This window comes from Candidatus Dormiibacterota bacterium (genome assembly GCA_035544955.1).
Classification (GTDB): Bacteria; Chloroflexota; Dormibacteria; order CF-121; family CF-121; genus CF-13.
Genome location: DASZZN010000007.1, coordinates 39582 through 65701 on the forward strand (window position 1 = coordinate 39582; position 26120 = coordinate 65701).

The 26120-nt window shown below is 64.7% G+C and carries 31 protein-coding genes; 14 read left to right on the forward strand and 17 right to left on the reverse strand.

What is annotated here, in order from left to right:
• Window positions 1-53: 53 nt before the first annotated feature.
• Together VHK65_01510 and VHK65_01515 are read right to left on the reverse strand one after the other, a co-directional pair.
• On the reverse strand, window positions 54-458 hold the full coding sequence (locus VHK65_01510) for a hypothetical protein (protein HVS04828.1): 405 nt from the start codon (window positions 456-458) through the stop codon (window positions 54-56).
• Entirely contained in the window at window positions 451-1320 is an 870-nt protein-coding gene (locus VHK65_01515) for a metalloregulator ArsR/SmtB family transcription factor (protein ID HVS04829.1), read from the reverse strand. Before VHK65_01515 ends, VHK65_01510 begins: the two co-directional genes overlap by 8 nt.
• A 61-nt stretch (window positions 1321-1381) precedes the next feature.
• Here VHK65_01515 and VHK65_01520 point away from each other — a divergent pair, with 61 nt between their 5' ends.
• Window positions 1382-1840 carry an NUDIX domain-containing protein gene (locus tag VHK65_01520; protein HVS04830.1) on the forward strand — a complete coding sequence of 153 codons (459 nt, stop codon included), beginning with the start codon at window positions 1382-1384 and terminating at the stop codon, window positions 1838-1840.
• Between the two features lie 5 nt (window positions 1841-1845).
• On the opposite strand, the gene VHK65_01525 is transcribed toward VHK65_01520, so the two are convergent.
• The 8 genes from VHK65_01525 to VHK65_01560 form a co-directional block, all read right to left on the reverse strand.
• The gene (locus VHK65_01525; protein ID HVS04831.1) at window positions 1846-2349 is read right to left on the reverse strand and encodes a response regulator; all 504 of its coding nucleotides are present in this window, start codon (window positions 2347-2349) and stop codon (window positions 1846-1848) included.
• Window positions 2346-3989, reverse strand: a complete 1644-nt coding sequence (locus tag VHK65_01530; protein ID HVS04832.1) for an ATP-binding protein — start codon at window positions 3987-3989, stop codon at window positions 2346-2348. Before VHK65_01530 ends, VHK65_01525 begins: the two co-directional genes overlap by 4 nt.
• Window positions 3990-4015: 26 nt before the next feature.
• Complete coding sequence (locus VHK65_01535) at window positions 4016-5389, reverse strand: methyl-accepting chemotaxis protein (GenBank protein HVS04833.1); 1374 nt, start codon at window positions 5387-5389, stop codon at window positions 4016-4018.
• Window positions 5386-5904 (reverse strand): chemotaxis protein CheW, encoded by a 519-nt coding sequence (locus tag VHK65_01540; protein HVS04834.1) that lies wholly within the window; start codon window positions 5902-5904, stop codon window positions 5386-5388. The genes VHK65_01535 and VHK65_01540 overlap by 4 nt, the downstream gene beginning before the upstream one ends.
• The gene (locus tag VHK65_01545) at window positions 5901-6362 is read right to left on the reverse strand and encodes a chemotaxis protein CheW (GenBank protein HVS04835.1); all 462 of its coding nucleotides are present in this window, start codon (window positions 6360-6362) and stop codon (window positions 5901-5903) included. Before VHK65_01545 ends, VHK65_01540 begins: the two co-directional genes overlap by 4 nt.
• Before the next feature lie 91 nt (window positions 6363-6453).
• Window positions 6454-8781, reverse strand: coding sequence for an EAL domain-containing protein (locus VHK65_01550; GenBank protein HVS04836.1), 2328 nt, complete (start codon window positions 8779-8781; stop codon window positions 6454-6456).
• Window positions 8782-8783: 2 nt separating this feature from the next.
• On the reverse strand, window positions 8784-9956 hold the full coding sequence (locus tag VHK65_01555) for an FIST N-terminal domain-containing protein (GenBank protein HVS04837.1): 1173 nt from the start codon (window positions 9954-9956) through the stop codon (window positions 8784-8786).
• Window positions 9957-10037: 81 nt separating this feature from the next.
• Window positions 10038-10376, reverse strand: coding sequence for an MmcQ/YjbR family DNA-binding protein (locus VHK65_01560; GenBank protein ID HVS04838.1), 339 nt, complete (start codon window positions 10374-10376; stop codon window positions 10038-10040).
• A gap of 54 nt (window positions 10377-10430) precedes the next feature.
• On the opposite strand from VHK65_01560, the gene VHK65_01565 reads away from it, so the two are divergent.
• The gene (locus VHK65_01565; GenBank protein HVS04839.1) at window positions 10431-10562 is read left to right on the forward strand and encodes a SidA/IucD/PvdA family monooxygenase; all 132 of its coding nucleotides are present in this window, start codon (window positions 10431-10433) and stop codon (window positions 10560-10562) included.
• Window positions 10559-10927 (forward strand): hypothetical protein, encoded by a 369-nt coding sequence (locus VHK65_01570; GenBank protein HVS04840.1) that lies wholly within the window; start codon window positions 10559-10561, stop codon window positions 10925-10927. Before VHK65_01565 ends, VHK65_01570 begins: the two co-directional genes overlap by 4 nt.
• A gap of 55 nt (window positions 10928-10982) precedes the next feature.
• Here the strand turns inward: VHK65_01570 and VHK65_01575 are convergent, their stop codons facing one another.
• Window positions 10983-11573 carry a hypothetical protein gene (locus tag VHK65_01575; protein HVS04841.1) on the reverse strand — a complete coding sequence of 197 codons (591 nt, stop codon included), beginning with the start codon at window positions 11571-11573 and terminating at the stop codon, window positions 10983-10985.
• Between the two features lie 156 nt (window positions 11574-11729).
• On the reverse strand, window positions 11730-12251 hold the full coding sequence (locus VHK65_01580; GenBank protein ID HVS04842.1) for a hypothetical protein: 522 nt from the start codon (window positions 12249-12251) through the stop codon (window positions 11730-11732).
• Between the two features lie 133 nt (window positions 12252-12384).
• On the opposite strand from VHK65_01580, the gene VHK65_01585 reads away from it, so the two are divergent.
• Window positions 12385-12813: a hypothetical protein gene (locus tag VHK65_01585; protein ID HVS04843.1), complete on the forward strand. Its 429-nt coding sequence runs from the start codon at window positions 12385-12387 to the stop codon at window positions 12811-12813.
• Between the two features lie 129 nt (window positions 12814-12942).
• Window positions 12943-13098, forward strand: coding sequence for a hypothetical protein (locus VHK65_01590; protein HVS04844.1), 156 nt, complete (start codon window positions 12943-12945; stop codon window positions 13096-13098).
• Between the two features lie 138 nt (window positions 13099-13236).
• Here VHK65_01590 and VHK65_01595 read toward each other — a convergent pair whose 3' ends face one another.
• Window positions 13237-13683, reverse strand: a complete 447-nt coding sequence (locus VHK65_01595) for a hypothetical protein (GenBank protein ID HVS04845.1) — start codon at window positions 13681-13683, stop codon at window positions 13237-13239.
• 128 nt (window positions 13684-13811) lie between these two features.
• Here VHK65_01595 and VHK65_01600 point away from each other — a divergent pair, with 128 nt between their 5' ends.
• Together VHK65_01600 and VHK65_01605 are read left to right on the forward strand one after the other, a co-directional pair.
• The gene (locus VHK65_01600) at window positions 13812-14477 is read left to right on the forward strand and encodes a response regulator transcription factor (GenBank protein ID HVS04846.1); all 666 of its coding nucleotides are present in this window, start codon (window positions 13812-13814) and stop codon (window positions 14475-14477) included.
• A gap of 4 nt (window positions 14478-14481) precedes the next feature.
• On the forward strand, window positions 14482-17190 hold the full coding sequence (locus VHK65_01605) for a GNAT family N-acetyltransferase (GenBank protein ID HVS04847.1): 2709 nt from the start codon (window positions 14482-14484) through the stop codon (window positions 17188-17190).
• Here the strand turns inward: VHK65_01605 and VHK65_01610 are convergent.
• A complete protein-coding gene (locus tag VHK65_01610) occupies window positions 17187-17681 on the reverse strand; it encodes a hypothetical protein (GenBank protein HVS04848.1) in 495 nt (164 codons plus the stop codon). The genes VHK65_01605 and VHK65_01610 overlap by 4 nt on opposite strands.
• Before the next feature lie 101 nt (window positions 17682-17782).
• On the opposite strand from VHK65_01610, the gene VHK65_01615 reads away from it, so the two are divergent.
• From VHK65_01615 to VHK65_01635, 5 genes are all read left to right on the forward strand, one after another.
• A complete protein-coding gene (locus VHK65_01615) occupies window positions 17783-19405 on the forward strand; it encodes a GAF domain-containing protein (GenBank protein ID HVS04849.1) in 1623 nt (540 codons plus the stop codon).
• A gap of 76 nt (window positions 19406-19481) precedes the next feature.
• A complete protein-coding gene (locus tag VHK65_01620; GenBank protein HVS04850.1) occupies window positions 19482-20159 on the forward strand; it encodes a response regulator transcription factor in 678 nt (225 codons plus the stop codon).
• 5 nt (window positions 20160-20164) lie between these two features.
• Window positions 20165-20287: a hypothetical protein gene (locus VHK65_01625; protein ID HVS04851.1), complete on the forward strand. Its 123-nt coding sequence runs from the start codon at window positions 20165-20167 to the stop codon at window positions 20285-20287.
• 23 nt (window positions 20288-20310) lie between these two features.
• Entirely contained in the window at window positions 20311-21405 is a 1095-nt protein-coding gene (locus tag VHK65_01630) for a zinc-dependent alcohol dehydrogenase family protein (GenBank protein HVS04852.1), read from the forward strand.
• 49 nt (window positions 21406-21454) lie between these two features.
• Window positions 21455-21658, forward strand: coding sequence for a DUF4342 domain-containing protein (locus VHK65_01635; protein HVS04853.1), 204 nt, complete (start codon window positions 21455-21457; stop codon window positions 21656-21658).
• Between the two features lie 55 nt (window positions 21659-21713).
• Here the strand turns inward: VHK65_01635 and VHK65_01640 are convergent, their stop codons facing one another.
• The 3 genes from VHK65_01640 to VHK65_01650 form a co-directional block, all read right to left on the reverse strand.
• A complete protein-coding gene (locus VHK65_01640) occupies window positions 21714-23015 on the reverse strand; it encodes an EAL domain-containing protein (GenBank protein ID HVS04854.1) in 1302 nt (433 codons plus the stop codon).
• A 123-nt stretch (window positions 23016-23138) separates the two neighbouring features.
• Window positions 23139-23834 carry a DUF4386 domain-containing protein gene (locus VHK65_01645; protein ID HVS04855.1) on the reverse strand — a complete coding sequence of 232 codons (696 nt, stop codon included), beginning with the start codon at window positions 23832-23834 and terminating at the stop codon, window positions 23139-23141.
• 28 nt (window positions 23835-23862) lie between these two features.
• Window positions 23863-24582 (reverse strand): DUF4386 domain-containing protein, encoded by a 720-nt coding sequence (locus VHK65_01650; GenBank protein HVS04856.1) that lies wholly within the window; start codon window positions 24580-24582, stop codon window positions 23863-23865.
• A gap of 131 nt (window positions 24583-24713) precedes the next feature.
• On the opposite strand from VHK65_01650, the gene VHK65_01655 reads away from it, so the two are divergent.
• Together VHK65_01655 and VHK65_01660 are read left to right on the forward strand one after the other, a co-directional pair.
• Window positions 24714-25388, forward strand: a complete 675-nt coding sequence (locus tag VHK65_01655) for a TetR/AcrR family transcriptional regulator (protein HVS04857.1) — start codon at window positions 24714-24716, stop codon at window positions 25386-25388.
• A gap of 75 nt (window positions 25389-25463) precedes the next feature.
• Window positions 25464-26114, forward strand: a complete 651-nt coding sequence (locus VHK65_01660) for a TMEM175 family protein (GenBank protein HVS04858.1) — start codon at window positions 25464-25466, stop codon at window positions 26112-26114.
• Window positions 26115-26120: the final 6 nt, after the last annotated feature.

Sequence of the window (26120 nt, forward strand, 5' to 3'; positions counted from 1 at the left end):
CTAACCGCGATACCTATATCTATATGTGGTGCCTGCCGAGCCTCGGAAGACGGCTAGCCCTTTAACCACCGAACCGCCTCTTTGCGGCTGCCGAAGTATCCCGTCGGGAATCGACCGGGTTCCTCGCGCGCGGGCGGCTTGCCGACCATCGGCATCTCCGCTGGCATATGGAAGGCGAAGCTCACCACACCGGCGGCGTTGTAGCGCGGAATGATGTTGGCGTCCCTCCATCCTCCATCCATGAACGCCGGATTCATCTTGAAATTGGTGCCATCGATCAGGACGCGTGACCGGTGCAATCGCGCGACCTGATCGGCAAACGTGGTCAGCCATTGCTGGAATTGTTCTTTGGACATCGACGCGGTGCTGTCGAACCAGCGCAACTCGATCACGTCGCTCGATGGGCGATCGATGATTTCACCCCAGTCGTCCTCGTAAACGGACTTCGAGTCAGCCATCGCTTCTCCTCCTCGCTCCCGGTTGCTTCGCGACCGCCTGGGCTCCGGGAGAGACGCCCAAACGGGTTCCCTGTTCAACCAGCGCCTTGAGCCGACCGGTAACCAACTCACGCCATCCATCCGAAAAGATCCGCGCGCGATCCGGGTCGATCGGACCGAAGGCGCGGAAAGAAAACTGGAGAAGCGTTCCTTCGCCCTCGGTCGCCAGCGCAAAGCTTGCGATCCCGACGCCCAGCCCCAGGTGGAACGGACCCGTGAGCTCGAGGTGCCGATCGGTCGACCACTGGGTCACCGCGGCCAGGACGGCGCCGCCCTGGCGCCACTTCTCCACGAAGAGGCCGCCGAGGCGGGGCTCGAGCGTTAGCCCCGTCGCCTCTGGACGAAGCATCGGATGACCCCACCAGGCCCCCGGGTCCTTGGTCAGCGCGTGGAAGACGGCGCTATTGGATCCTTGGATGACGGCGTCGAAGGCAATATCGACCGACGGCCTCGCCGATTCCACGCCCGGCCCGCTAGCCTCGACGCCGGCTCGGAGGCGGAGGATTCCGGTTACCCAGCCCGCCGCCAGGGGATCGAACCAGCGGCGGTAGATCTGTTGCAACGTGATCGCGTTTAGGTAATACCGTCTCTCGCGACCCCGCTTCCGGCTGGCGATCAGACCGGCGTCTGAAAGGACCGTGAGGTGCCGCATCACAGCGATTCGCGAGATGTGGAAGTATCCGGCGACCTCGCCGGTGATCCGCGGCCGTTGGAGCAGCAGGTCGAGGATTCGCCGTCGTGTCGGATCCGCCAATGCCCGCCACAGCGGCGCCGTTTCCGCCTCCCTGCTGCCACCGGCGGAACGGGCTGGTGGCCGCCCCATACATGTAACTCCAGCATTACATATTCTCGGAACCTTTGCAACCTGGCGGCACGTTTGATAGATGATCGTGGCGGTGCTCCCCAAGGTCTCCCGTCCCTCCGCGCGAGCCATCTGTCTCGATGACAGGGGCCGGATTCTCTTGCTTCACTGGCGCGATCCCTTCGATGGATCCACCAAATGGGAGCCGCCAGGAGGGGGCATCGATGCAGGCGAGACGCCGCTACAGGCAGCGCGCCGCGAGCTCGTCGAGGAAACCGGCCTACCCGGCGACCTGGTCGAGCCTCGGCCGGTCGAAATTGCTCGCACCTTTCGCTGGAACGGCCGCGACCACGAGCACACGGAGTGGTTCTACCTGGCGCGAATTCCGAAGACAGAGGTCCGTCCCGCTGGGCTGCGGCCTGACGAACGCGACAATTTTCTGGGCTACCGCTGGTTCAGCCCGGAGGAGCTCCGATTATCCTCCGAGCGCATTGAGCCGATTCAGCTGCTCGACGTCATCGCCGACCTCACTCGCCAGTAGGCTTCTCACGCAGCGCGGCGCCGCTCCTCGTCAAGCGCTCGGTACGCGTCCTCCAATTCGATGGTTCGGCTCAAGATGAGCTCGAGCAGCCGCTCGCGTGATCCGGTCCCACCAGCCGCCGGCCTCCGACCCCCCAGAAGGGCGGTCAGCCTGGCCACGAGCAGGCTCGGAACCCATGTTTTGTTGATGACGTCATCGGCGCCTACCTCGAGCCCCCGCACGAGGGCTTCGAGGTCCATCCGGCCGGTCAGGAGCACGAATGGCACCTGCGCGAGCCGTGGGTCGGCTTTGACCCGAACGCACAGCCCGAACCCATCGAGGCGTGGCATATCGATGTCGGACACCACCATGTCGATCGTGTCTTGCATGAGCACCTCCCAAGCAGCTTCGCCGTCGACGGCAATGATGACCTGGAAGCCTGCCTCCTCGAGCACCAGTTGCGCCCGCTTGGCTTGAGTATGGCTGTCCTCAGCGATCAGAATTCGCGAAGCTTTCTTAGCGTCGGTCATGCTGCCTCCGCGACCGCCTGAGCGATGCCGGCTGGCGAGAGCGCGTGGTCGATGAGATCGATCGGATTGAGGATCAGAACGACTTCTCCCGATGGGAGCGTGCTCGCGCCGCTCATCGTGGGCACGAGCGGAAGCAGGGCGGGAAACGGCTTCACAACCAGTTCCTGCTCGCCCAGCAACGCATCAACTGGAAACGCCACCAGGCCACCGCGGGTCTGAAAGATGACGACCGGCGTCTTCTCTTTTGCCCGCGGGCTCGCGCGCTCGCGCCAGAAGAGGCTTACCGCCCGCCCGTCCAGGCGGATCGTGGGCTGTCCCTGAACGGTCAAGATCTGCTCCGGCCGGATGAGCGCGGTTCGTTCGATCAATTCCAGTGGAATTGCCTGGGTACCGCCGAGAGCCCGCACCAGCAGGCATCGCGTGGTGGACAAGGTGAGAGGGACCGAGAGCCGAAACACCGTTCCCTGAGGACCGGAGCGCTCGACTATGACCTGCCCGCGCAAAAGCTCCACGGCCTGTCTGACGATGGCGAGACCGAGCCCACGACCCGAGACTTCGCTCGCCTCGGTGCGGGTCGAAAGGCCGCTCCGAAAGAGCAGTTCGAAGACCTCAGGACCAGAGAGGCCGTCTGCCTGCGCGGCGCTGAGTAGCCCGAGGCGAACCGCCTGTCCGCGCACCGCGGTGAGATCGATGCCCCGACCGTCGTCCGATATGGTGATGACGACCACGTTTCCTCCTCGGTCCGCCCTCAGCGCCAGGTGGGCGGTCGCCGGCTTGCCAGCCGACTCCCGCTCGGCAGGCGTTTCGATGCCGTGGTCGATGGCGTTGCGAATGAGATGCAGCAGCGGGTCGCGAAGCGCGTCGAGCACACCCTTATCGACGTTCGTCGCTTCGCCTAACAGCTCCAGGTCAACCCGCTTGCCTGTCTCCCGAGTCAGGTCTAAAACCATGCGCTCGAACGATCGGAAAAGTCCTCCAACGGTCATCATGCGAAGCTCGCGGATGTCGTTGTCCAGCGTGTCGAGCTGCCGACGCATCTCGGCTTGCTGTTGGCGCGCCGACTGGGTGCTGAGCTTCAGTCGCTGATGGACGTGGTGAAGGTCGTCCGGCCACCCGCCTGACTGCCGCCCGGCCTGCGACCGGCGCCAGCGCTGTTCGGCCGAACTCAGGCTCGCGGCTAGACCCGTGAGGTCTCGGATTAGCTGGGCCCGTGCTTGCTCCCCCACAAGAAGCGCGCCGACGTCGGCCATCAGCCGGTCGAGTCGCGGCGTCGCCACTCTGATACTCTCCTCTGCCGATGCACTCGGGACGGCGGAGTGGTCGATCAAGGCACTCAGCTGATCAAGGTGCCCGTACCAGTCGTGCAGCGGCAGCTCCTCGACGGTTGGTCGCTTGCGCGCTGCGACAATCGCATCCTCGAAAGCATGGGCGACCCCCTCTACGGCGATCGCCGAAACCGAGCGCGCCGCGCCTTTCAGGCTGTGCACCTCACGAAAGATGTGCTCCACTTGCTGAGCACGCTCCGACCCTGAAGGATTCCGTTCGATTTCGAGCAGAACCCTGGTGATTGCCTCCAGTCGCTCTCGTGCCTCGGCCCGGTAGGTGGCCATCAGCTCTTGAGTCAGGGCTTCTTCGTTCATGCTTTCTTTGTTCTCATGCTTCGCCCTTACGACAGGATGTAACTCCTGGCGAGTTTGCTCATGCGTTCGCTGAGCTCGGTGATGTTTTGAGCGGATAGCTGAGTCTGTCGTGACCCCGCCACTGCCTGGGCGGTCGCCTGGTTGATCTCGCCCATTGCCACGGCGATCTGCTCCATGCCCACGGTTTGCTGCTGCACTGCGATCGCGATTTGTTCGGCCGTCTGCGCGGTTCGGCGGATGGTCTCCGAGAGCGATTTGATCGCGGTCCCGGCGCCGTCGACGTTCTTCGATCCGCTCTCGACGCCCTTGAGTCCCTCCTCGGTGACCATGACGGCACTGTTCGTCGCCTTCTGAATCTCGCTCAGCAGCTCCCGCACCCGAGTGGTGGCGACCTTGGACTGTTCCGCCAGGTTGCGAACCTCTGAGGCAACGACCGCAAATCCTTTTCCGTGCTCCCCCGCGCGGGCCGCTTCGATAGCGGCGTTGAGGGCGAGCAAGTTGGACTGCTCGGCAAAGTCGTTGACGGTGGTAATGATGTCACCGATTTGCTGGCCCTGTCCGCTCAGCGCCAGGATGTTCTGCGCGATGCCCTCCACTTGCGCCTTGATGGCGGCCATGCTTTCGATCGTCGATTCGACCGAGCCTCTGCCGTCGTCCGTGGCCTTGACCGAGTCCCGGGCCATGCTCGCCACCTGACCCGAGCGCTGCGAGGTCTGCTCGACGGTGGTACGGATCGCGTTGATCGTGGCGGTGGTCTCCTGGATGGCGGTCGCCTGGTTGGCCGCGCTCGAGGTTTGCTCACTGGCGGCGGCCAGGATCTCGGAAACACCTGAGCCCAGGTCGTTGGTGGCGTCCTGGATCTGGACGGCCAGTTCCCGCAAGTTGGCGTTCATCTTGTTAAGGTCTCGCCCAAGCGCGGCGATCTCCCCATTCCCGGACACCTCAAGGGTCCCGCTCAGATCACGGTCGGCGACTCTCGCAACGAAGGCGATGTAGCGCGTGATCGTCTTCGCCGATTCCTCTTTCGCCGTGCGCTCGCGTTCCGCGAGGTTTCGCTGGCCTTGCATCATCCGAGTGAGGGCGCCCGCCAGGAGCCCGATCTCGTCTTGCCGCGCAAAGCGCGGCGTCTCGATCAGCTCGCCATCGCCGATCCGGTTTGCCGCGACGGTGATCTGGCCGAGCGGCACCGAGATGCTGCGGGCGATGAACACGCCAATCCCGACCGTGATAAAGATGGCGAGCACAACAATCAAGCCGACGATCAGTTGAGCGTTCGCGCCCGCACCCCGATTGCTGGCAGTCTCCATCTGCCCCACCTGAACGACGGCGACCGCGGCGATGCTGAGCGTCATCAATAGCGTCAACGCGTAGCCAGCAAGGATTCGGGCGAAGATGTTCATGGCCGGGTGGATGCCTCCACAGCCCGGTTCGTCTGCAGTGCAATGGCCGTCGTTAGCAGCGCGCGAAGGTCGATCGCCGTACGAAGGTCCGGCGTTCGCCCGAGGAACCACGCGGATTGCGGCCCATGATCGCGGCGGAGGGTCGCGGGCTCGACGGACAGCAGCCCGTCCAGCCGGTCGACCCAGATCCCTGCAGGTTGCGGAGTGTCGATAACCAGCATGATCGGGAGCGTCCCCGCACGGGGCGCGCGAATGTTCAGCACGCTTCGCAGATCGAAGACGGGAATCAAGGCTCCCCGCACGTTGGCAATCCCGGCGTAGAGGGCGGGAACGTTGGGAAGCGGCGCTAGATGGCTGACCGGTGTCGCCTCCGTGAGCCCTGCCAGGGCGGTGACGAATCCTTCGTCGCCGAGCGTGAAGCCAAGCATCGTCACTCGGGCGTCGGCACCGTCGCCGAGGGGCATCGCGAGTCGTCGGGCGCGCTCGACCAGGACCTGCTGAGAATCTCGGGTCATGCCGGAATCTCCGCGGCCGTGGCGAGTTTCCGTGCGCGTCCCGGCGCGAGCGGCGCGGCATCTAGCAAATGAGCACTGTCCAGGACGAGGTGCAAGAGGCCGCCGCTCGGCGACAGCCCCTGAATCAGCTCTCCTGAGCGGCGGTCACCCGGCACCGTCAGGACATCGCCGGCTGCCACGTCGAGCGCCTGGTCGACGCCGACGGCGCAGACGCCCTGGCCAGCCTTAACGATCAAGAGGTGCTGCTCGGGCTGGATTGGCGCCTCCGGCAATCCAAGGAGCCGGCGGAGGTTGATGACCAGGCACGGCGATCCATGCAGATCGATAACTCCCAGGACTTGACGGTCGGCGCCGGGAAGCGGCGTGATAGCGGGCATAGCGACAACTTGCTCGACCTGCTCCATCGGCAGCGAGCAGAGCAGGCCGTCGACGACGAACGTCACCAGGTGCTGGCTCATTTCAGGCCACGGACCCATTGACTCCGTCCACTACTACATAACTTCCTAGTCTGTTACTACTCGCCACCTATATATGCAGGTGGCCATCGCCCTAGGCGGCGACTGCGACGCCCGGCCTCCAGCCGATGCCACGCTGCAAAAGAGCTTCGAACGCCTTCGCCTGCAGCGGCGGCGAGAAATAGTAGCCCTGTCCCAGCTCGCAGCCGAGCGAACGCAACAGGCGAAGTTGACCCACCGTTTCGATCCCCTCCGCCACCGTGGTCAAGTGGAGGGCATCACTCAGGCCGATGATGGCTCGGGCGACGGCTGACTGCTCGGTGCCTTCGGCGATGTCATCGACGAACGCCCGATCGATCTTGAGGACATCGACTGGGAAGTGACGCAGGTATCCGAGCGAGGAATACCCCGTCCCGAAGTCGTCGATGGCCAGCCGCAGCCCGAGCTGCTTTAGCTCCCGCAGCCTCCCTACGGTCCCCGCCATGTCCTTCATGAGCACCGATTCGGTGATCTCGAGCACGAGGTCAGCGGGGTTGAACTCGGATTCGTAGAGCATGCGCGTCAGCTGCCCAAGTAGGTCCGGGTCCTGGAGCTGCCGTGCAGAGACGTTGACGCTCAGGCTGAAGTGGCGACGATCCGGCAAAGCCGCCCTCCACTCGGTTGCCTGGCGGATTGCCTCCTGCAAGACCCAGCGTCCCAGCGGCACGATCTGCCCGGTTTCCTCCGCGACACCGATGAACTCCGCGGGCGGGATCAGCCCCTTCACCGGATGGCGCCAGCGGACCAGCGCCTCCGCGCCATCGATGGTCTCCCCCTCGAGCCGAACCACCGGTTGGTAATGCAGCTCGAATTCGTTTCGCTCGACCGCACGGGCGAGGTCGGCATCCAGTTCGAGGCGGCGCATAACCGCGGCGTGCATCGTCGGCTCGAAGACGACACAGGGCCTGGTGCCCGTCTCCTTGGCGCGGTACATGGCCGTGTCCGCATTGCGCAGTAGCTCGGATGCGGCCTCTCGCCCATCGCTGCTGGTGGCGACGCCGATGCTGGGATTACTGAAGATCTCGTTGCCGCCGATCGTCACGGGCTCGCGCAAGTTGTCGCGGATGCGCTGGGCGACAATGATCACCTCATTCAGGTCGGCCACCCCTTCGACCAGGACGGCGAACTCGTCGCCGCCAAGTCTGGCCGGCGTATCCACCTCGCGAATCGACCCGCGCAGACGACGCCCTAGCTGGATCAGCAACTGGTCGCCTGCCTCATGCCCCAGGCTGTCGTTGACGTTCTTGAAGCGGTCGAGATCGATGAAGAGCACTCCGGTGATCGAGCCGACCTCCCGCCGCGCCCGAGCGAGCGCGTGCTCGAGCCGATCCAGGAAGAGCGTGCGGTTGGGCAGATCGGTGAGCGCATCGTGCAAGACCTGGTGCTGCATGGCAGCCGCCATCTTGGAGTCAGTCAGCGCGAGGCTGGCATGTTCGGCGAAAGCGACCAGCGTGTCCTGCTCCGCGGGCGTGAAGACGCGGCCGGCCTCGCGCGAGGCCACCGTGAGACTACCCACGACCCGCCCGGTCTCTCGTACGGGCGCGGCCATCGCGACCTGGACACCGTCGCGGACGAGGGCGGCGACCCCTCCCTCGAACCGCGGGTAATCCGCAATGACCACCAGATGGTCCTCCGCCACCGACCGACTACTGGCGCCGCGAGACGAGGGTTCCAGCGCCATCTCAGCGAGCACCTCGGGGGCGAGGCCGACCTGCGCCAGAATGACGAGGGCGTCCGCGTTGGCCTCGTCGCGCAAGCGGAAGCTGGCGATCTCCGCGTTGACGAGCTCGCTGGCGCCCCGGACGATCGCGTCGAGTACCTCGGTGAACGGAGCGCGATGCGAGATCGACTGCCCGATCTTGGCCAGACGTTCGAGTAGGGTCTGCCGTTCCTGCAATTGACGCACCAGGCGCACGTTCTCTCGGCTTTGCGCATCACTACGGGCGCGCAGGTGGCGCTCTTCCTCGAGCGCCGCGAGCGAGCGGACCGTCAGCGCAAGGCCGCGACCCATCGCCCGCAAAAGGACCGCCTCCTCGCGGACGAATTCCGAAGCTCCGGTCCGTGCCACCAGCAGACGGGCATCTTTCGGAGTTTCCAATGCCACGATGGAGACGCGGCAGACCCCAAGTGACGGCAGCTCGATCGTGGCGGAGTCTTGTGCGGCAGCCCTACATAGCAGCGCTGTGGGGATATCGTTCGCCGGAAATCCGACCGCGGCCAGGACAACATCGCCCTGAACGACGGCGGCAACCTCCGCCTCAAGCGCCTCGGCGACCCGTTCGACGGCCCCGGTGAGCGCACCCGCACGGTCTGAGTAGGACGCGATGGCGGTGAGGAACTCGGCGAGCTGTTGGGTCGACCAACCACCGGAGTAGGTCGACATCGTCAGCTCAGCGCGAGAATTACCAGCGTCTGATTGTGAAAACCACTGACGCCATTCGTGCGCGCGATCTCGCCATACGTATAGAACCCGGCGATGGGCGCGCCGCCGGCATGGAGGCCGATGCGCGACACCTCGCGGCGAATCCCCTCGTCGCCCAGCACGCCGCGCCGGGCGATGCAGTCGAAGGCGAGGAACCCGACCGGGCGGTGACCATCGAGGGAGGCCAGCGCATCGGAGCAGGCCGCGTCAGTGGCCTCGAGCACCGACGTGTCGTCGCCCTCCATGAACCAGGCCAGGCCACCCTGCGGGACGCCGGCGATGCAGATGAGTGACCGGTCCTCGAAATTGGCTTCGCCAACGAAGCGGACCTCCTCGCCGCTACGCCGGCTGAGGCCGAGGGGGTGGGTGATCGCAAACCGGGTGAAGGCCGCGGCATCCGTTCGAGCGCTGGCCGGCGCGTTGAGGCGATCCAGGTAAATGTCGAGCGCAGGCTTGTCGTCGAGGGTATGGACCCGGTTGTCGGCACTGCCTGTGACCAGCATCGGTTCGCCGACGCGCCGCCAACCATGCCGAACGCCGATGCCCATCGGGGAATCCGAGGCAATCGCTGCCCCAACGACGGCATCGGTTACCACCTGGGTGCCGTGGAATTGGTACGTCCGTTTCATCTTGAGGTCGTCGCCGGCGCAGCCTCCCACCAGGGGGACGGCCGCGCCAACGACTGAGTAGGCACCTCGGACGACCTCCTGCTGGTCGCCGGAAAGGCCGTCGCTGAGGAGCATCAAGACTTTGTGCGGGCGCTCGGCCAGGCGAGATACCGACGCTGCGACCTCCGCGCTCGCCAAACGAAGGCGCCCGGAGGCGCCAGTCGCCAGCGCCGTTGCGATCGAGAAGCCCTCGCCGCCTAACGCCGTCACAACCACGCTGGAATCCCCGGGGCCGGAGACACCGATCTCACCCGCTGTCGAGCATCCGATGAGCGGCGCGCCACCCGACCGTTCGCTGATCGTTCGGATCAGCAGCTCCAGGTCGTAGGCATCAGAGCAGAACACCACGAGGAGGCTCGCCTTGTCCTGCTCGAGTGCCTGGCCGGCCGCCTCCTCGCCAGCCGACCGGGCATCACCCGCTGCCGATCGGCCGACGCGCATCCACCGACGCGGGCCCGTGTCCACCATAGGCCAGAACTCAGTGGGCCTTGATTGCTTCGCAAAGCCCATCGTTTGCCGCTGCCGTGCCGCTCAGCCGTCACCGGCTCGTCATCTTCCCTGATCCCGAGACCTCGTCAATCCTCGCGGCGCCTTCAGTCGCCACGCCGCTGTGATCAGCTCGCGAACTACCCGGGCATCAGCCAGGGGCAGCGTCAGCTGGACGGCGCGGATCTGTTTCCCCCACCAAAACTCCCGGCACACGCCTGGGTGATCGTTCACCGCGATCCGGATCTGATGCAGGTCGAGCATGACGTTGACGCGTTCCGGGTCCCAGAGGGTTGCGAAGATCTTCCCGCGGACCCGAAAGGAGGGCCGGCCGTGGTGGTCCTGCTCAGTCGCTTCGGGGAGCGACAGCGCTGTCCGGCGCAGCTGGCGGACGGACGTCATAGCGATGTCACAACGGGACGATACCTTCCCTCTCCTGCGGTAGGCTCTGATCGAATGCTGGACGCGGTCGGGGTAGGGGTAGGTCCGTTTAATCTCAGCCTAGCCGCCCTGTTGGCTCCGACGGGCTTCAACGCGCGATTCTTCGAGAGGAGCTCGGTCTTCGATTTCGATAAGACCGGCAAATGAAGCGACGACCGGTTGCTCTGGCGGCGATCAAGATGGTGCACACGCTCGCCTGGTTCTCCATCGAGTCGGGCGTAGGGTACCTGCTCTATGCGGGGCTCAGAAGGCAGTCCGACCGACGAGCGGCAGTCGCGGGAGCGGTGGTAGTAGGAGAGAGCCTCATCTTCGCGGCGAATGGCTTTCGGTGCCCACTCACAAAGCTGGCCGTCAAGTTTGGCGCCAAGCGCGGTGGCGTCACCGACATCTTCATTCCCCGTTGGTTCGCCCACAACCTTCCCGCAATCCACGTGCCGTTACTCGTCCTCGCGATTGGCCTGCACCTGAGGAATCTCCGCCTGAACCTCCCATCGCGGCACGGGCCGGAATAATGCGAAACGTCCCTCGCTCTGCGCGGCGAGGGACGTTCCGGTTCGATGTCGCGATCTAGACAGCCGGGATCGCCTTGGGCTTGGCTGTCGCGAATGGCAGCGCGACCTTCTGCCGCTGGCGGACCCAGAGGACGATCTCCAGCGCAAAGGCGCCGAGGACCACGAAGGCTGCGACCGCCAAACCGATCGCCGCGTAAAGGGCGTAGGTTCCGATCGTCCACCAACCGTAAGCGTTCAGCAACAGGCCTCGAAGCGTCTCGCCCTTGAAGAGCGTCGCCACCTGGCCGGCCATCTTCGTGTCAGTGGGGTTCGCCATCGCCTGCGCGCTCATCTGTGAGTAGGTCAGGCCACCGGCGACTTCGCTCAGATGCACGCCGATGAAGCTGTTCGCGTAGACCCTGGCTTGCTCGCCGGTGGTCAATTGCTGGCCACCGTAGACGTTCATGGCCGTCGCGTCGGCGGCCGGGAGGGCCGCGATCGCCGGGCTATTAGCAGCCGGGAAGTAGATCTGCTGCGCTGTCAACTCGGTCGAAATCTGATTGTGAATGAAAGAATTCCCCCAGAACAGGAACCCCGCGCAGAAAACCAGGATGCCAATGAGGCCGGCCTGGAGGACCAACACTCGCCACCGCAATGTCTTTGTCATCTCAATTACCTCCATCGAAAATTTGCCTCCTGGTCGTGCGCTCCAGGTGTTGATCTCATCCTGCAGCAGTAGGGCGGAAAGCTTCAGGACCGAAGGTCCCGACCTCGTGGTGACCCAATCTCCGCTGGCCGGGACCTAAGTCCTGCGACCGAAGCGTTACAGGCGGGCGAGCCCGATCGCCGTGGGTGTCGAGAAAGCCTGCGGGACGCAACGCCGCCAGCGGGACCGCCGCTCGGCGTTGGCGCGCGTGCTCAGCTCGAACATCACCCAGGCATAGGCGCCTGGGTCGTGGCCGTCGAAGGCGAGAGGGTCAAATCCCAGCGCCCGCAGGTCGGACTCGTCCTCGCCCGCATGAATAGCCAGAGACTCCAGCGCGAGGGGTACGAGCGTGCTGATCACGCGGTAGCCGGCCTCGGACGCGACGTGCGGATCGATCGATAGCGCGACGCAGCGATCGGCTTCCTCGAGCGCCGTGAAGAAATCAGTGCGATCGACCCCGCTGCGCGCCAGTTGCTCCGTCATGCGAAAAACCCGCTCCTGGGTCTCGATCGAGTGCTGCACGTGGCGCAGGCCTCGTGCCCAGACGTCTGCCAGAGCGTGGTCGTGCCGATACTGGCGCACCCACTCGGTCCGCTGCTCGTTGAGCTCCGCCATCGGGGGACGAACTGCGACAACCATGGAAACGAGGATGCGCCAATACAGGCCGCACACATAGGGACGCTGGTCCCGACCTAGAGAGGACGAATGGGCCTGCTAGCCGATGCCAGGGTCGAACACGATTGACGGGCGATCTCATACGGAGGTACCTGATATGAGGAACACCACACTTCCCATGGTCCGCCGCGCGACCGTGCTCCTGGTCGAACCGGACCGAGAGGACCGCGAGCGCTTCGGTGGCTGGATGGAATCGGCGGGCATCGATCCGATCAACTGCCCCGGGCCCCACGCTCCCGACTTCACCTGCCTTGGAACCTCGAACGCGCTCTGCCCGCTGGTCAACCTGGCCGATGTGGCGGTGCTCGACGTCCGCCGGCTGCCTGGGGCCTCGACGGCGGGCCTGCCCGGGTGGCGCTTACTCCGCTACTACCTCGAGCATGGCAAGCCGGTGGTCGTGATCGCCGATCGCTATCGGAAACCGACGTTCCGTCCGGAGCAGGTCTTCGTGCTCCGCCCGAATCCCGGGCGGGAGTCGCTGCTGCTGGCGGTTCGCGCGGTTCTTCGAGAAGCGGCGACCTGGTAGCCCCATGGCGCTCTTAGTCGACGAGGACGATCGGCGGATCGCCCGTCGCGCGCTCCATCAGGCCGATGAACTTGCTCGACGATCTCGAGGAGCTGCAACTCCGCGGCGTCTCCGAAGTACCGTCCTGGTGTGGCGAGAAGGAAACGGCGCCGCGCCGGGCAGCGAACCTGGCCGGGCATTTGGAACCCGCAGCTCGAGACCGAGTGTGGCGTGATCAAGCTGATGGACGACGTCTACGAGCTGGAAGAACGCCTCATGCGCTGCCTACGCTTGCGGACGGTTTAGCGACCGGTTGCGTTCGTCTCGGCGTAATAGCACCGCCAGATCAGCCGAAAAACCAGGACGGAGGCGAAGCCGGTCACGCGATTGCTCCCGCGGATCGCACCGACCACGAAGTCGACGAGGCCCCTCGGATACCGCCTGTCAGCCGGCCGGCGTCATCGTTGCCTCGATGGCCGAGGCGAGCCGATCGATGAAGTCCTTGATCGTGGCTTCCGCGACGCGGGAGAGCAGAGCCTTGTCCATGGTCCGCCCAACCAACCCGAGCGGTGGCTGGTACCGAGCGCTGATGGAAAGCTGCGTCAGGTGAGCTCCCAGCGAAGCCAGTTCCAGTTCGGCGTCGAGCACGGGGAAAAGTCCTGTCGGTCCGGTCGCGCGCCACGTGAGCGGGAACCAGGTTCGCTCGGTACCCATGACCGGCTCTCCAATCTCGATCTCGACGTGCTTGGAAACCCGATGGCCGTCTACGGCAAAGCCGACCTCAGCCATGAGATGCTGGCCGCGATCATCCGCAACGATGGCTAAATTCGGAATCACGCCTGCAGGCACCGAGAGGAGCGTCTGCTCGAGGGCTGCGCGTGGGTGCGGCAATTCGACGTAATACCTGATAAAGATGGCATTGACGCTACAGCCAGTGCTTCGACAGCCATAGGGACCATGGTCCCCTCCCCGACAGGACCAGTGATCTTGGTTAACCCCGCTTCTTCTGCGAAGATAGCCTGATCGTGAGCGGCATTCCCCTTCGGGTCGTCCTCGTCGACGACCATGAAGTCGTCCGGAACGGCATCAAGTCGCTCCTCGCAGAGACTCCGGATGTCAGCGTCGTCGGTGAAGCGGGCACCGTCAAGGACGCCATCGAGCGGGCCATGTGGGCTCGACCCGACGTCGTCATCATGGACGTCCGCCTGCCGGACGGCAGCGGCATCGAGGCCACCCGAGAAATCCGGGCGCGTCTGCCAAACACCCAGGTCCTGATGCTGACCACCTTCTCGGACGACGAGGCGCTCTTCGCTTCGATCATGGCCGGCGCCGCCGGCTATGTCCTGAAGCAGATCAAGGGCGCCGACCTCGTCCGGGCCGTCCAGACCGTCGGCCGTGGCGAGAGTTTGCTCGATCCCGCCGTCACCAAGGGTCTGCTCGATCGGCTACGAAGGGGCAAGCACCTGCTCAAGGACGAACGGCTGGCCCGCCTCTCGGCCCAGGAGGAGCGCATCCTCGAGATGATCGCCGAGGGCAAGACGAACCGCGAGATCGGCGACAAGCTGCACCTTGCCGAGAAGACGGTCAAGAACTATGTCACCAGCATCCTCTCCAAGCTCGAGGTCGCCCGCCGCGCCGAAGCTGCCGCCTACCTGACGCGACACACCACGACGCCGGGCGCCTGAGCTTGTGAGCCAGGTCACGGACGCGGCCGGCGCGCCGGCGTTGGAGACGGACGTCGTCTTGCGCGACGGGTCGACCGTTCGCGTGCGGCCGACGCGGGCTGGCGACGAGCCGGCGATCCTCGCGTTTCTCGGCGGGCTATCGGACGAGTCACGGTATTTTCGCTTTTTCTCCGGCGCGCCGAATCTGAGCGAAGCGGCTCACCGGGCAGCGAACTCCGAGCTCGGCGAGCGATGCAACCTGGTCGCCCTCGTCGGCGCCGAACCCAGCATCGTCGCCCAGGCCGGCTATTTCCGCGGCGAGGGGGACCGGGCGGAGGTCGCGTTCGCCGTGGCTGACACATTCCAGGGCCGTGGGATTTCGACCATCCTCCTTGGCCAGCTGGCCGAGATCGCTCACGCCGTCGGCATCACCACGTTCGATGCCTCCGTCCTTTCGGAGAACCATCGCATGATCGGGGTATTCCGCGAGAGCGGCTTCAAAGTTTCGACCCACGCCTCGGCAGGCGTTATCGACGTTGAGTTCCCTACCTCTCTTCGGCCGGAGGCGGTGGAGCGGTTCGCGCGGCGAGAGCAGATGGCGGCGATGGCGGCACTGGAGCATGTGCTCGTGCCAGGGTCGGTTGCCGTCATCGGCGCGTCGCGGACGCGAGGGACGATCGGCGCGGAGCTCTTCCACAACCTGCTCTCGAACGGCTTCAATGGCCCGGCCTATCCCGTCAATCCCTCCGCTGCCGTCGTCCAGTCGGTGGTGGCGTATCCGACCGTCCTCGATATCCCGGGCCCAGTCGACCTGGCCGTGATTGCCGTACCCGCTATCCACGCGGTCGGGACCGCGCGCCAATGCGCGAAGAAAGGTGTCAAGAGCCTCGTCGTGATCTCCTCCGGGTTCGCCGAGTCAGGCGACGAGGGTGCCAACCGACAGGCCGAGTTGCTCGCGGTGTGCCGTGAGGCCGGAATGCGACTTGTCGGGCCCAATTGCATGGGCGTGATCAACACGGCGCCCGACGTTTCGATGAATGCCACGTTCGGCCCGGCGACACCTCCGCGCGGTCGCGTCGGCTTCATGTCACAGAGCGGCGCCCTGGGGCTGGCGGTGATCGACTATGCAAAGACCCTTGGCCTCGGCTTGTCGTGGTTCATCTCCGCCGGGAACAAGGCCGACCTTTCCGGCAACGACGTACTTCAGTACGCCGAGACGGATCCTCACACCGACCTGGTGCTGCTCTACCTCGAATCGTTCGGGAATCCGCGCAAGTTCGCGCGAATTGCCCGGCGCGTGGCGCGGACCAAGCCCATCATCGCTGTCAAAAGTGGACGCTCCGCCGCCGGTGCCCGAGCGACCTCATCGCACACTGGCGCGATGCTCTCGGCCTCCGACGCCACCGTCGATGCGCTGTTCCGCCAGGCGGGCGTCATCCGGACCGATACGTTGGCCGAACTCTTCGACGTCGCCGCCCTGATGTCCAGCCAACCGGCTCCCGCGGGAAAGCGGGTCGCCGTCATCACAAACGGGGGCGGACCCGGCATCCTCTGCGCGGACGCCTGCGAGGCGGAGGGCCTGGTCGTACCTCCCCTTCCAGACGACGTCACCGCCGGACTGCGGCAATTCCTTCCTCCCCAGGCCTCGGTCCGCAATCCGATCGACATGATCGCCGCCGCCTCGGCCGACGACTACCGGCGGGTGATCCGCACGGTAGCGGCGTCCGACAGTATCGACGCGATCGTGGTCATCTTCATTCCGCCGCTCGTTACGCAGCCGGGCGACGTTGCACGCGCAATTCGGGACGCGGCGGAGACGTTGCCACGACCCATTCCGCTCATCAGCGTCTTCATGTCGGCGCAGGGCGTGCCCGACGAACTCAAGGGCAAGAAAGTCAGCATCCCCTCCTTTCAGTTCCCCGAAGACGCCGCGCGCGCCCTGGCCCGGTCGGCCGTTTATGGTGAGTGGCGTCATCGACCGGAGGGAACGGTTCGCGACTTTCCCAACGCCCGGCCAGACGAGGCTGCCGGGATTATCTCGTCGGTGCTGGCCACCGAGGCCCGATGGCTGACGGGAGAGGAGACGCAGCAGTTGCTCACCTGCTATGGGATAGCACTCGCCCCAACGCGCTTCGCTGCGACGCCGCTGCAGGCTCGAGAAGCCGCTGGCGAGTTGGGCGGACGGGTGGCCCTCAAGGCGATGGCACCAACGCTGCTGCACAAGTCCGACGCCGGGGGCGTCCGCCTTGGATTGACGGTCGACGACATCGAGGATGCCGCCCGCGAGATGACGATGCGAGTTGCCCGGGGCGGCCACGTGCTTTCAGGGTTCCAGGTGCAGGCGATGATCAGCGAGGGCGTCGAGATGCTGGTCGGCGTCGTCCATGACCGCCTCTTTGGGCCGGTCCTGGCCTGCGGAGCGGGCGGCACCACGGCGGAACTGCTCAAGGACATTGCGGTCCGGATCACGCCGCTGTCTGACCTGGACGCGCGGGAGATGCTGCGTTCGCTCAAGACCTTCCCGCTGCTGGACGGCTATCGCGGCGCTCCTAAGGCGGACGTCGCCGCGTTGGAGGAGGTGATGCTCCGAGTCAATGCCATGGTGGAAGGACACGCAGAAATCGCCGAGCTCGACTGCAATCCGGTCATGGTCGGCCAGCACGGCGCCATCGTCGTGGACGCGCGGCTTCGGCTAGAGATGCCGTTGCCAAGGCGGCCGATCGGGGCACGCTAGGCAACTGCCGAAGTGGGCGATCCCCCGAGAACACGCGTTGTTACCACGCGCGCCAGGCCGTCGACGAATACCTTGAGGGTCGCTTCACCGACCCGCTGCGCCGTCCCCCGATCGATATGCCTGTTCGTAACCGAGCCAGGCAAGTAGTAGCGACCGGCGACCGCCAGCTGACTACGGCCGCGACCCAGGGAGCCGAGCTCCAGGTCTGCTTCCAGAAGAGGCCTTGCCGTCTGCGGCCCGACGAGCGCCCAGGCCATGGTGCGGAGGCTGGTGGATCCCCGGTGAATAGCTGGCTGCATACCGAATACCACCACCGCGCCCATCAGGTGATCGCCCACGAGCGGATCGGCCTCCAGTATCAGGCGGAGCGATCGGGCATGGGCCTTGTTGGCTACCCCGGCGAGCCATTCCGCCGGTAGCGCGTCAAGGGCCGTCTCGACCTCCGTCATCGGCAGCTCCAACTCGACGAAGTAGCGCAGGAAGGACTCCATATCATGAGTCTGGGCAGCGCCGGCCGGCGACGCACCGGCCAAAGGTCCCGGTTGCGTCGGGACGAGGATGCCCGGGTTCAAGCCGTGGTGCATATACCTGAATGAGATCCAGCAACGATCGAAAGGACCAGCTGCTCGAGTCCGTACTCATCCTCGCGTCGGACCTGTCGCTTGATGTTGTGCTGCAACGGATCATCGAGCTGGCGGTCAAACTGACCGACGCGCGATACGGGGCCCTGGGAGTCGTCGGTTCGGACGGCCGGCTCCTGGACTTCATCACGACGGGCGTCACCCCTGAGCAACGCCAGGCAATCGGGTCGCTGCCGGTCGGCGAGGGGATCCTGGGCGTTCTGATCAGGGATGCCAAACCCTTGCGCCTGCAGCGCATCTCGAACGATCCGCGCCATGTCGGCTTCCCCCCCAACCACCCGCCGATGGGGTCGTTTCTGGGCGCGCCCGTGATGGCGCGTGGGAAGGTCTTCGGCAACATTTACCTGACCGAGAAGCAGGGTGGGCCGGAGTTCGATGCCGACGACGAAGCCGCGGTCCTCGTCCTCGCGACCCACGCCGGGGTCGCTATCGAGAACGCGCGGCTCTATAAGGAGACCAGGCGGCGAGGCCAGTGGCTCGAAGCCGTTCGGGAAATCAGCGCGGCGATCCTCGCCGGGATGGGAGGCGATCGCGTGCTGCAGATCATCGTCCGCCGCGCTCGGGAGCTGGTGGACGCCGCGACGGCAACAATCGTGACGCCGGCGACAGGCGGCGGAAGCGACGCCCTGACGATCAGAGTGGCCGACGGAGCCCATGCCGGAGCGTTGATCGGGTTGCCGGTACCCACGCAGGGATCGGTCTCCGGAGACGTCATCCGGAGCGGCCGGCCGGAGGTGCTCGCGGATGCTTCCAGGGACGGTCGGGCCTACCAGCCGATGATCGCCCTCGGGAACATGGGCCCGATGGTGCTCGTCCCGCTCGTCCTTCGAGGCCGGCCATTCGGCACATTGACCGTGGCCAACCCCGTCGGCGCGGCCGCCTTTGACGAGGAGGCCATCGGGCTCGTCGAGACGTTCGCCGACCAGGCTTCGGTGGCGCTCGAGTATGGTCGGGCCCAGGACGAGTTGAACCGCCTCAGCGTGCTCGACGAGCGCGAACGGATCGGGCGCGAGCTCCACGACGGCGTCATCCAGTCACTGTTCTCGGTAGGGATGGGCCTGCAGGCAACAGCGGTCCGCAGCCGCGATCCCGAGGTGGAATCGCGAATCGAGTCGGCGGTTACCGAGATCGACCGGGCGATTCGTGACCTGCGCAATTACATCTTCGGGCTTCGCCCGGGAATCCTCGCTGATCGTCAGCTGGAGCAGGCTCTCGAGGACCTGGCCCGAGACTTTGAAGAGAAGAGCGGCGTCACCACGGTGACCGACATCGACGGAACGGTGGCGGCGGAGCTCGCGCCGCGTGCGGCCGACCTCGTGCAGCTCACGCGCGAGGCGCTGTCCAACGTTGGCAGGCACGCGCAGGCGACGACCTGCCGGGTCAGTCTGCGTCGAGACGGCGACCAGGCCGTCCTCGAAATCGACGACGACGGACAGGGGTTCGACGTGGCGGCGCCGCACACCGGCCTGGGGCTGCGCAACCTCAACGACCGTGCGCTAGCGATCGGCGGGCGGATAACGGTCGAAAGCAGGGCAGCAGAGGGCACGACGGTTCAGTTCGCGGTTCCCATCTAGCGTCTCTAACGTCCCGCTCATCTCGGGACGTTGGGCCCTGATTGGAATCGCCCTCGCAGGCCAATATGAGTTCGTTATGCAGGCCCATGTCGGCCCCCACACGCTTATACCGCTGCGGATCATGATCGTCGACGACCACGAGGTTGTTCGCGACGGGATCAAGGCCCTGTTGGCGGAAGAAGAAGGCCTAACCATCGCGGGCGAGGCGGGAGGAGTGCGAGAGGCCATTGAGCGGGCTGAGTGGGCACGACCCGACGTCGTGGTGATGGATATCCGGCTTCCTGACGGGAGCGGGATCGACGCCACCCGGGAGATCCGCGCCCGCTTTCCCAACACTCACGTGCTAATGCTGACTACCTTTGCCGATGACGAGGCGCTGTTCGCTTCGATCATGGCTGGGGCTTCCGGATATGTCCTCAAGCAGGTACTTGGTGGTGACCTGGTGCGGGCCATTCGCGCCGTCGGCGCCGGCCAGAACCTCCTCGATCCCACGGTCACCAAAGGCGTTCTCGACCGCCTTCGGAAGGGCAAGCATCTCCTCGGGGATGAGCGGCTTGCTCGGCTCTCGGCTCGTGAGGAGCGGATCCTCGGCGAGGTCGCGGCCGGCAAGACCAACCGGCAGATCGGCACCGACTTGAAACTCGCCGAGAAGACCGTCAAGAACTACGTGTCGAGCATTCTCGCCAAGCTGGAGGTGGCGCGCCGCGCCGAGGCCGCTGCCTATCTCGTCCGGCATATGCAACCGCTCGGATGAAAACCATGATCACGACTTCTCTTCTCGCATCGACGGCCCTGGTGCCGGCGTTGGGAGTGCTGGCACTGCTCGGCCTGATCCCCCTCTGCTTTTTCTCCTACATCCGCCATCTCAACAGCATCGACTGATTAGCCATAAGGAGGCAATTTCTATGAACGCTCTCGTGTATCACGGACCCGGAAAAAAGAGTTGGGACAAGGTTCCCGACCCTGCGATTCAACAGCCGACGGATGCGATCGTCAGCATCGATTTAACGACCATCTGCGGCACGGACCTGCATATCTTGAAGGGAGACGTCCCCGAGACCAAGCGCGGCACGATCCTGGGGCATGAGGCCGTCGGGACTATCGTGGAGGTCGGATCGGCCGTTACCACGGTGCAGATCGGCGATCACGTGCTGCTGTCATGCATCAGCTCCTGCGGCCGCTGCGCGTACTGCAAGCAGGGGCGTTACGGCGCATGCACCGGCGGCGGGGGATGGATCTTCGGACACACGATCGACGGGACACAGGCCGACTACGTTCGCGTCCCGTTCGCGGATACGTCCGTCTACAAGATCCCCGCGGGCCTGACCGATGAGCAGGTCCTGTTCCTTTCCGATATTTTGCCGACCTCGTTCGAAGTCGGCGTGCTGAACGGCAAGGTATCACCCGGCGATACGATCGCCGTGGTCGGTGCGGGCCCAATCGGCCTTGCGGTCATCCTGACCGCCCGACTCTTCTCACCCGGAAAGATCATTGCCATCGATCTTGCCGACACGCGGCTCAAGAAAGCCCGAGAATTCGGCGCGGATGTCACGATCAACAACACCACCGGCGATACGGTCGCGCAGGTGATGGCCATGACTGACAGTCTTGGCGTCGATGTCGCGATCGAGGCGGTCGGCACCCCGGCCACCTTCGAACTGTGCGCCGACCTGGTCAAGCCAGGAGGCCACGTGGCGAACGTCGGCGTGCACGGACATCCGGCAACGCTCCACCTGGAGAAGCTTTGGATTCGAGACGTCACCATCACAACCGGCCTGGTCGACAGCTACACCATTCCGCGGCTGCTGAACTTGATCAAGGGCGGACGCCTGGATCCGACCGTGTTCGTGACCCATCGCTTCGCGATGAGTGATGCGGTAGCAGCTTACGATGTCTTTGCGGCGGCGGCGGCAACCGGCGCGCTCAAAGTCACCTTGAAGCGGGACGCTGTCGTGCCGCAAGCGGTGAAGAAGGAACTGGTCGCGGCCGGGGCCCGCTAGCAGGTCCGCGCAATCAAGAACGGGCGGCGCTCGCAGCGCCGCCCTTTTCATCAGACGACTTGTCCACCTGCTGAAGGAAGGAAATGTCCGCCGGATCAGCATCAAGCAGGGTGACCACACGATCGTCGAACTACCCCTGAGGGTCGGGGTGGCCGGCGCCGTTCTCGCTCCTTGGCTGGCGGCGGTTGGCGCCATCGCGGCGCTGGTGACCGACTGCAGCATCGTGGTCGAGCGAGTGCAGCCCGCCAATTAAGAAGAGCGGAGCGAGGTGAGCCGCTTCGCTCATCTCGCCCACCCGCCGCTAATGTCTAGGCTGCCAGGAGTGCCGGCGGCACCCAGTTCTCGAGCCACCCTGCGAGATGCGCGGCGGAGAGCGGCCGGCTGATGAGATATCCCTGCGCCTGGTCGCAGCCCATCTGCTCGAGGAGGCGGAGGGTGGTCGTGTCTTCGACGCCTTCGGCGACGACCCGTTTCCCGAACTTGTGGGCAAGATCGATGCTGGCCTGCACGATGGTGCGATCCCCTTCGCTGGTGCTCATTTTCATGACGAAGGAACGGTCGATCTTGATTTCGTCGACTGGCAATCGGCCTAGATAGGCGAGGGAGGAATAGCCGGTCCCGAAGTCGTCGATGGCGAGCTGAAATCCCATCGCGCTCAGCCGCTTGAGGATGTGCTGCGTCCGGTCGGGCTTCGCCATCACGACCGACTCGGTGAGCTCAAGCGCTATCCCAGCAGACGATACGAACCCGGCCTCGAGTGCCGCCCCCAATTGGAGCGGAAAGTCGTCGTCATCGAGGATCGACGCAGTGAGATTGATCGCCATGGGCAGGGTCAGACCACGGTCATCCCACTCCCGAAACTGTCGCAGCGCGAGGTCGAGGACCGCGAACGTTAGCGGCTTCATGATGCCCGCGCGCTCGGCCACGCCGATGAAAGCATCTGGGAACATCAGCTTCTGGCCTGGGGGCGACCAACGAACGAGTGCCTCGACCCCAACGATGCGCCGTGTCCGTAAATCAAACTTCGGCTGGTAATGCAGGACGAGCTCCCCCTGATGGATGGCTCGGCGAAGTCGATTTGCTGCCTGGGTTTCATCAGGACCCTCTTCAAGCGGGTACCGGCGGACGTCCATGGACCAGGCGATCAACCCGCCAGATCCAACAATCAGCATGAATAGGGCGCCAACCGCGGCGAGCCCAGGGCTCCCGAGTACGAGCTCCTCCCCGATTCCAAGCACGCATGCGACCGCCAGCACCGGCCAGCTTCGGTAGAGCGCGATGGAGGCCGTCATGACAACGAAATAGGCGAATCGCTGTGGTCCGGTTGACGCATAGGCCGCGAGGCCCGCGCAAGCCATCAAGCCGACCGACACGACGGTGGCGCGAAGCAATCGGGTGCCGCGGATCAATGTCGCGAGCACCGCCAGAGCGGCGACCAGCCCCACCAGGCGGAAGCTTCTTAGGTCCTGACCGTGAAGCAAGACGAGGACGCCGACCGGCGGGATATTCGCCCAGAGGACCAGTCGCAGTATTTGGTGGCGATGCGCCCACAGTCGCGGCGGAAGCACGGGCGGGCTCGCCCAGCGGCGCGCCGCATCCGACGCCCTCACCACGCCCTGGCGCCAGCGGGCCGGGCGGGACCGAGCCTCCACATTGGTACATCGGCTGCCGGCCCCGGGACTCGCCGCTCCACCTATATATGTAGGTGCTAGCCGGTTTCGCGTAGTCGGAACTTAACCGGCTACGCGCGCGACGCGAAGTCTTTCAATTGCGGTCAAGTTGAATCCCCTAGCGATCAGCCAGATCGGCAGGAGGAGTTCGAACAGGCCTCCCGGAACGAGCCCGACCAGTCCCGCGCCACCCACTGTGTCGACAACGCCGAGCATGTCAAAAACCGCGGCCAGCAGCAAGGCCGGGTAACCGATGAGACCGAGCACCGACAGCCCACGGGGAACGAGCCTGGTCCTGAGCAGCATGTAGCTCAGCATGAAGCCGCCGGTGGCGGTGTAGACGTAGACGAGCATCAGCGTCCAGTGACGCAGCGCTACGAGAATGGTGCTGAGCGTCTCACTATTCCCTCCGTTTGCGGGCGTTCCACTAAGGGTCACCAGCAAGAGACCGCCGAGGCCAAACCCGACCGCGGCCACGGCGAGTTCCGCGATCCTCATGCCCGTGTAGCCGAGAGCCAGCGCCGGATGCTGCAGTTTCAGGATCGGATAGAGTGCGAGCGCGATTCCGACGGTGACCACGCCCTCGATCACCCCGATCAGCGTCGCCGCGATCATGAGCTGTCTGTGGTCGGCGATGGCGGCCAGGATGTTATGGGAGGCGAGGGGCGGGGTGATCAGCGAATTGCTGGCAATGAATGTCGCGGTCGCGACGAGAAATAGGGCTCCCACCAGTACGGCGGTCCTTCTGTTCGGGTTCATGATCTGATTTCCTTGGTGATTGAATGGGTTACGCCGCGACGGGAATGCGCTCGGGCGACTTTTTGGTCTTCACGCCAATCACGAGCAGATATCCGACCATCCAGATTTCCGCGATTGCCGACGGGATCGTGACGTAGCCGTGAATCGCTTTGCCAACATCGGGCAGGAGGAGCGCGGCGAGCGTGTCGACCAGGTAGCCGGCGGCCCCAACGATGAGCCCAATTCCAAGTGTCTTTGGGAACCACCCTGACCTCAAGGCCAGATATCCAAGCGGCACCAGCCAGAGGCCGAAGAAGATCTGCGCGATGAGCAACACATAATGCTGGGTGTCGACTAGGAGCAGCGCGAGGGAATTCGAACCCGTAGTGCCAAAGGCCCCCAGGTTCACGGCACCAGTTGCCACCCGCAAGGCCTCAAATTCGAAAACGGCGTTGAGCATCGTGATGCCGGCTCCGATTGCGGCGAGGAGAACCATTGCGCTCGCCACCCTCTTGTTCACCTGCTTGATGAGCAGGTAGAGGATCAACGCGAGAAAAACCCAGACCGAGTTGTCCAGCAGGTCGGCGACGACGCCCATCCGTACCAGTCCGGAATTCGCGATCAGGTTCGCTGCCGTGGTCGCCGCATCGCCGGCGGCGTACACCTTCGGGTACACGAAGCCCTGGGCAAAGCCGCCGAAGATGCCGACGAGCAGGTAGAGGACGCCGGCGATTCTCGCTAAACGCCTCGGTGAATCCGTCGAAATCATGGTTCCCACTTCCTTGTTGCCCTGACGGGCTGGTTTGCTTACACCGTAAGCTTGCGAACGTTAGCTTACCACGTACGGCGTAAGTTTGCAAGGGCTTACGCTGTAGAATGAGAAACAGCAAAGGGACCAGGATGGCCACACCAGCGAAACGAGCCGCAAAGCGGCGCCCGGCCTTGACCCGGGACCGGGTGCTGCGGGCCGCCATCAGGGTCGCCGATCGAGACGGCATCGAATCGCTCAGCATGCGCAACCTCGGCGGCAAACTCGGGGTTCAGGCGATGTCCCTTTACAACCATGTCCGCAACAAGGAGGACATGCTGGACGGGATGGTCGATGTCGTTTTCAGCGAAATCGATCTGCCTGCCAGCGAAACTGACTGGCGGACTGCCATGCGAAAGCGGGCGATCTCAGTCCGCCAGGTTCTCCTGCGCCACCCCTGGGCAAACGGCCTGATGGAATCGCGGACCACACCCGGTCCCGCGAACTTACGACATCACAACGCGGTGCTTGGAAGTCTCCGGGGAGCGGGCTTCTCGGTCGACATGGCCGCTCACGCATACTCGATCCTGGACAGCTACATCTATGGCTTCACGCTGACAGAGTCGACGTTGCCGTTCCGAAAGCCAGGCGACGTGGCCGAGGTCGCAGAAAACATCATCGAGGGGTTCCGGCCCGGCGAGTATCCCCTCCTGGCCGAGATGGCCGTCGACCGCGCCATGAAGCCGGGCTACATCTACGGCGACGAATTCGAGTACGGGCTCGATCTCATCCTGGCTGGCATCAAACGGGCCCAGGACTCGGCCTGATACCGCCTGCCGTTCGCCGTTTGCAATAAACTCGCCGCCCGCGAGGTAGGCAACGGCCTCTGTCATTCTTACCGAGTGAATCTGTTTCCGGGGAGCGGGCGCCGCTTTAACGAGTTCGCAGGCACGAACGTCGACCGCATCGCCGGAATTTCGGACGGCGTTTTCTCGGTTGGCATGACCCTGCTCGTGCTAGGTTTGTCAGTGCCGGCACTGAGCGCCGCCAGAACCGAGGGCGAGCTCTGGCACGCGCTGCTCGGGCTTGGGCCGAATGTCCTCGTGTACGCCTTGAGCTTCATGACGCTGGGCATCTTCTGGGTTGGCCAGGGCACGCAGCTCAATCAGCTGGCGCGGAGTAATCGCAACTACTCGTGGCTGCAGCTTTTCTTTCTTTTCGCCGTGACCCTCGTGCCCTTCTCGACGGCGTTGTTGGCGCGCTTCCCAACCTTTCGTGTGGCGCTCGTAGCGTACTGGCTGAACATCGTGCTCCTTGGCATGACGCTCCTCGCCGGACTCCAATATGGGCTCCGAGCGGGCCTGTTCAAGGAGACGGAAATGCCCGACGTGACCCCACTCATGCGCGGCCGCATCTTGATCGCCCAGTCGCTGTATGCGATCGCTACGGCCACCTGCCTCATCTTTCCGACCTGGGTGAGCATCTGGCTAATCTTCCTGGTCCAGCTGAACTACGTGATCGCGCCGCGGGTCCCGATTCTGCACCGCTTCTAACTCGCT

Coding starts and splice junctions, on each gene's coding strand:
- VHK65_01545 (HVS04835.1), bottom strand. CDS start 6,362: ATGAGCCAGCACCTGGTGACGTTCGTCGTCGACGGCCTGCTCTGCTCG.
- VHK65_01525 (HVS04831.1), bottom strand. CDS start 2,349: ATGACCGACGCTAAGAAAGCTTCGCGAATTCTGATCGCTGAGGACAGC.
- VHK65_01615 (HVS04849.1), top strand. CDS start 17,783: ATGAGATCCAGCAACGATCGAAAGGACCAGCTGCTCGAGTCCGTACTC.
- VHK65_01630 (HVS04852.1), top strand. CDS start 20,311: ATGAACGCTCTCGTGTATCACGGACCCGGAAAAAAGAGTTGGGACAAG.
- VHK65_01555 (HVS04837.1), bottom strand. CDS start 9,956: ATGGTGGACACGGGCCCGCGTCGGTGGATGCGCGTCGGCCGATCGGCA.
- VHK65_01625 (HVS04851.1), top strand. CDS start 20,165: ATGATCACGACTTCTCTTCTCGCATCGACGGCCCTGGTGCCGGCGTTG.
- VHK65_01570 (HVS04840.1), top strand. CDS start 10,559: ATGAAGCGACGACCGGTTGCTCTGGCGGCGATCAAGATGGTGCACACG.
- VHK65_01540 (HVS04834.1), bottom strand. CDS start 5,904: ATGACCCGAGATTCTCAGCAGGTCCTGGTCGAGCGCGCCCGACGACTC.
- VHK65_01520 (HVS04830.1), top strand. CDS start 1,382: ATGATCGTGGCGGTGCTCCCCAAGGTCTCCCGTCCCTCCGCGCGAGCC.
- VHK65_01565 (HVS04839.1), top strand. CDS start 10,431: ATGCTGGACGCGGTCGGGGTAGGGGTAGGTCCGTTTAATCTCAGCCTA.
- VHK65_01620 (HVS04850.1), top strand. CDS start 19,482: ATGCAGGCCCATGTCGGCCCCCACACGCTTATACCGCTGCGGATCATG.
- VHK65_01575 (HVS04841.1), bottom strand. CDS start 11,573: ATGACAAAGACATTGCGGTGGCGAGTGTTGGTCCTCCAGGCCGGCCTC.
- VHK65_01515 (HVS04829.1), bottom strand. CDS start 1,320: ATGGGGCGGCCACCAGCCCGTTCCGCCGGTGGCAGCAGGGAGGCGGAA.
- VHK65_01610 (HVS04848.1), bottom strand. CDS start 17,681: ATGGAGTCCTTCCTGCGCTACTTCGTCGAGTTGGAGCTGCCGATGACG.
- VHK65_01650 (HVS04856.1), bottom strand. CDS start 24,582: ATGATTTCGACGGATTCACCGAGGCGTTTAGCGAGAATCGCCGGCGTC.
- VHK65_01550 (HVS04836.1), bottom strand. CDS start 8,781: ATGTCGACCTACTCCGGTGGTTGGTCGACCCAACAGCTCGCCGAGTTC.
- VHK65_01560 (HVS04838.1), bottom strand. CDS start 10,376: ATGACGTCCGTCCGCCAGCTGCGCCGGACAGCGCTGTCGCTCCCCGAA.
- VHK65_01530 (HVS04832.1), bottom strand. CDS start 3,989: ATGAACGAAGAAGCCCTGACTCAAGAGCTGATGGCCACCTACCGGGCC.
- VHK65_01655 (HVS04857.1), top strand. CDS start 24,714: ATGGCCACACCAGCGAAACGAGCCGCAAAGCGGCGCCCGGCCTTGACC.
- VHK65_01585 (HVS04843.1), top strand. CDS start 12,385: ATGAGGAACACCACACTTCCCATGGTCCGCCGCGCGACCGTGCTCCTG.
- VHK65_01645 (HVS04855.1), bottom strand. CDS start 23,834: ATGAACCCGAACAGAAGGACCGCCGTACTGGTGGGAGCCCTATTTCTC.
- VHK65_01510 (HVS04828.1), bottom strand. CDS start 458: ATGGCTGACTCGAAGTCCGTTTACGAGGACGACTGGGGTGAAATCATC.
- VHK65_01580 (HVS04842.1), bottom strand. CDS start 12,251: ATGGTTGTCGCAGTTCGTCCCCCGATGGCGGAGCTCAACGAGCAGCGG.
- VHK65_01535 (HVS04833.1), bottom strand. CDS start 5,389: ATGAACATCTTCGCCCGAATCCTTGCTGGCTACGCGTTGACGCTATTG.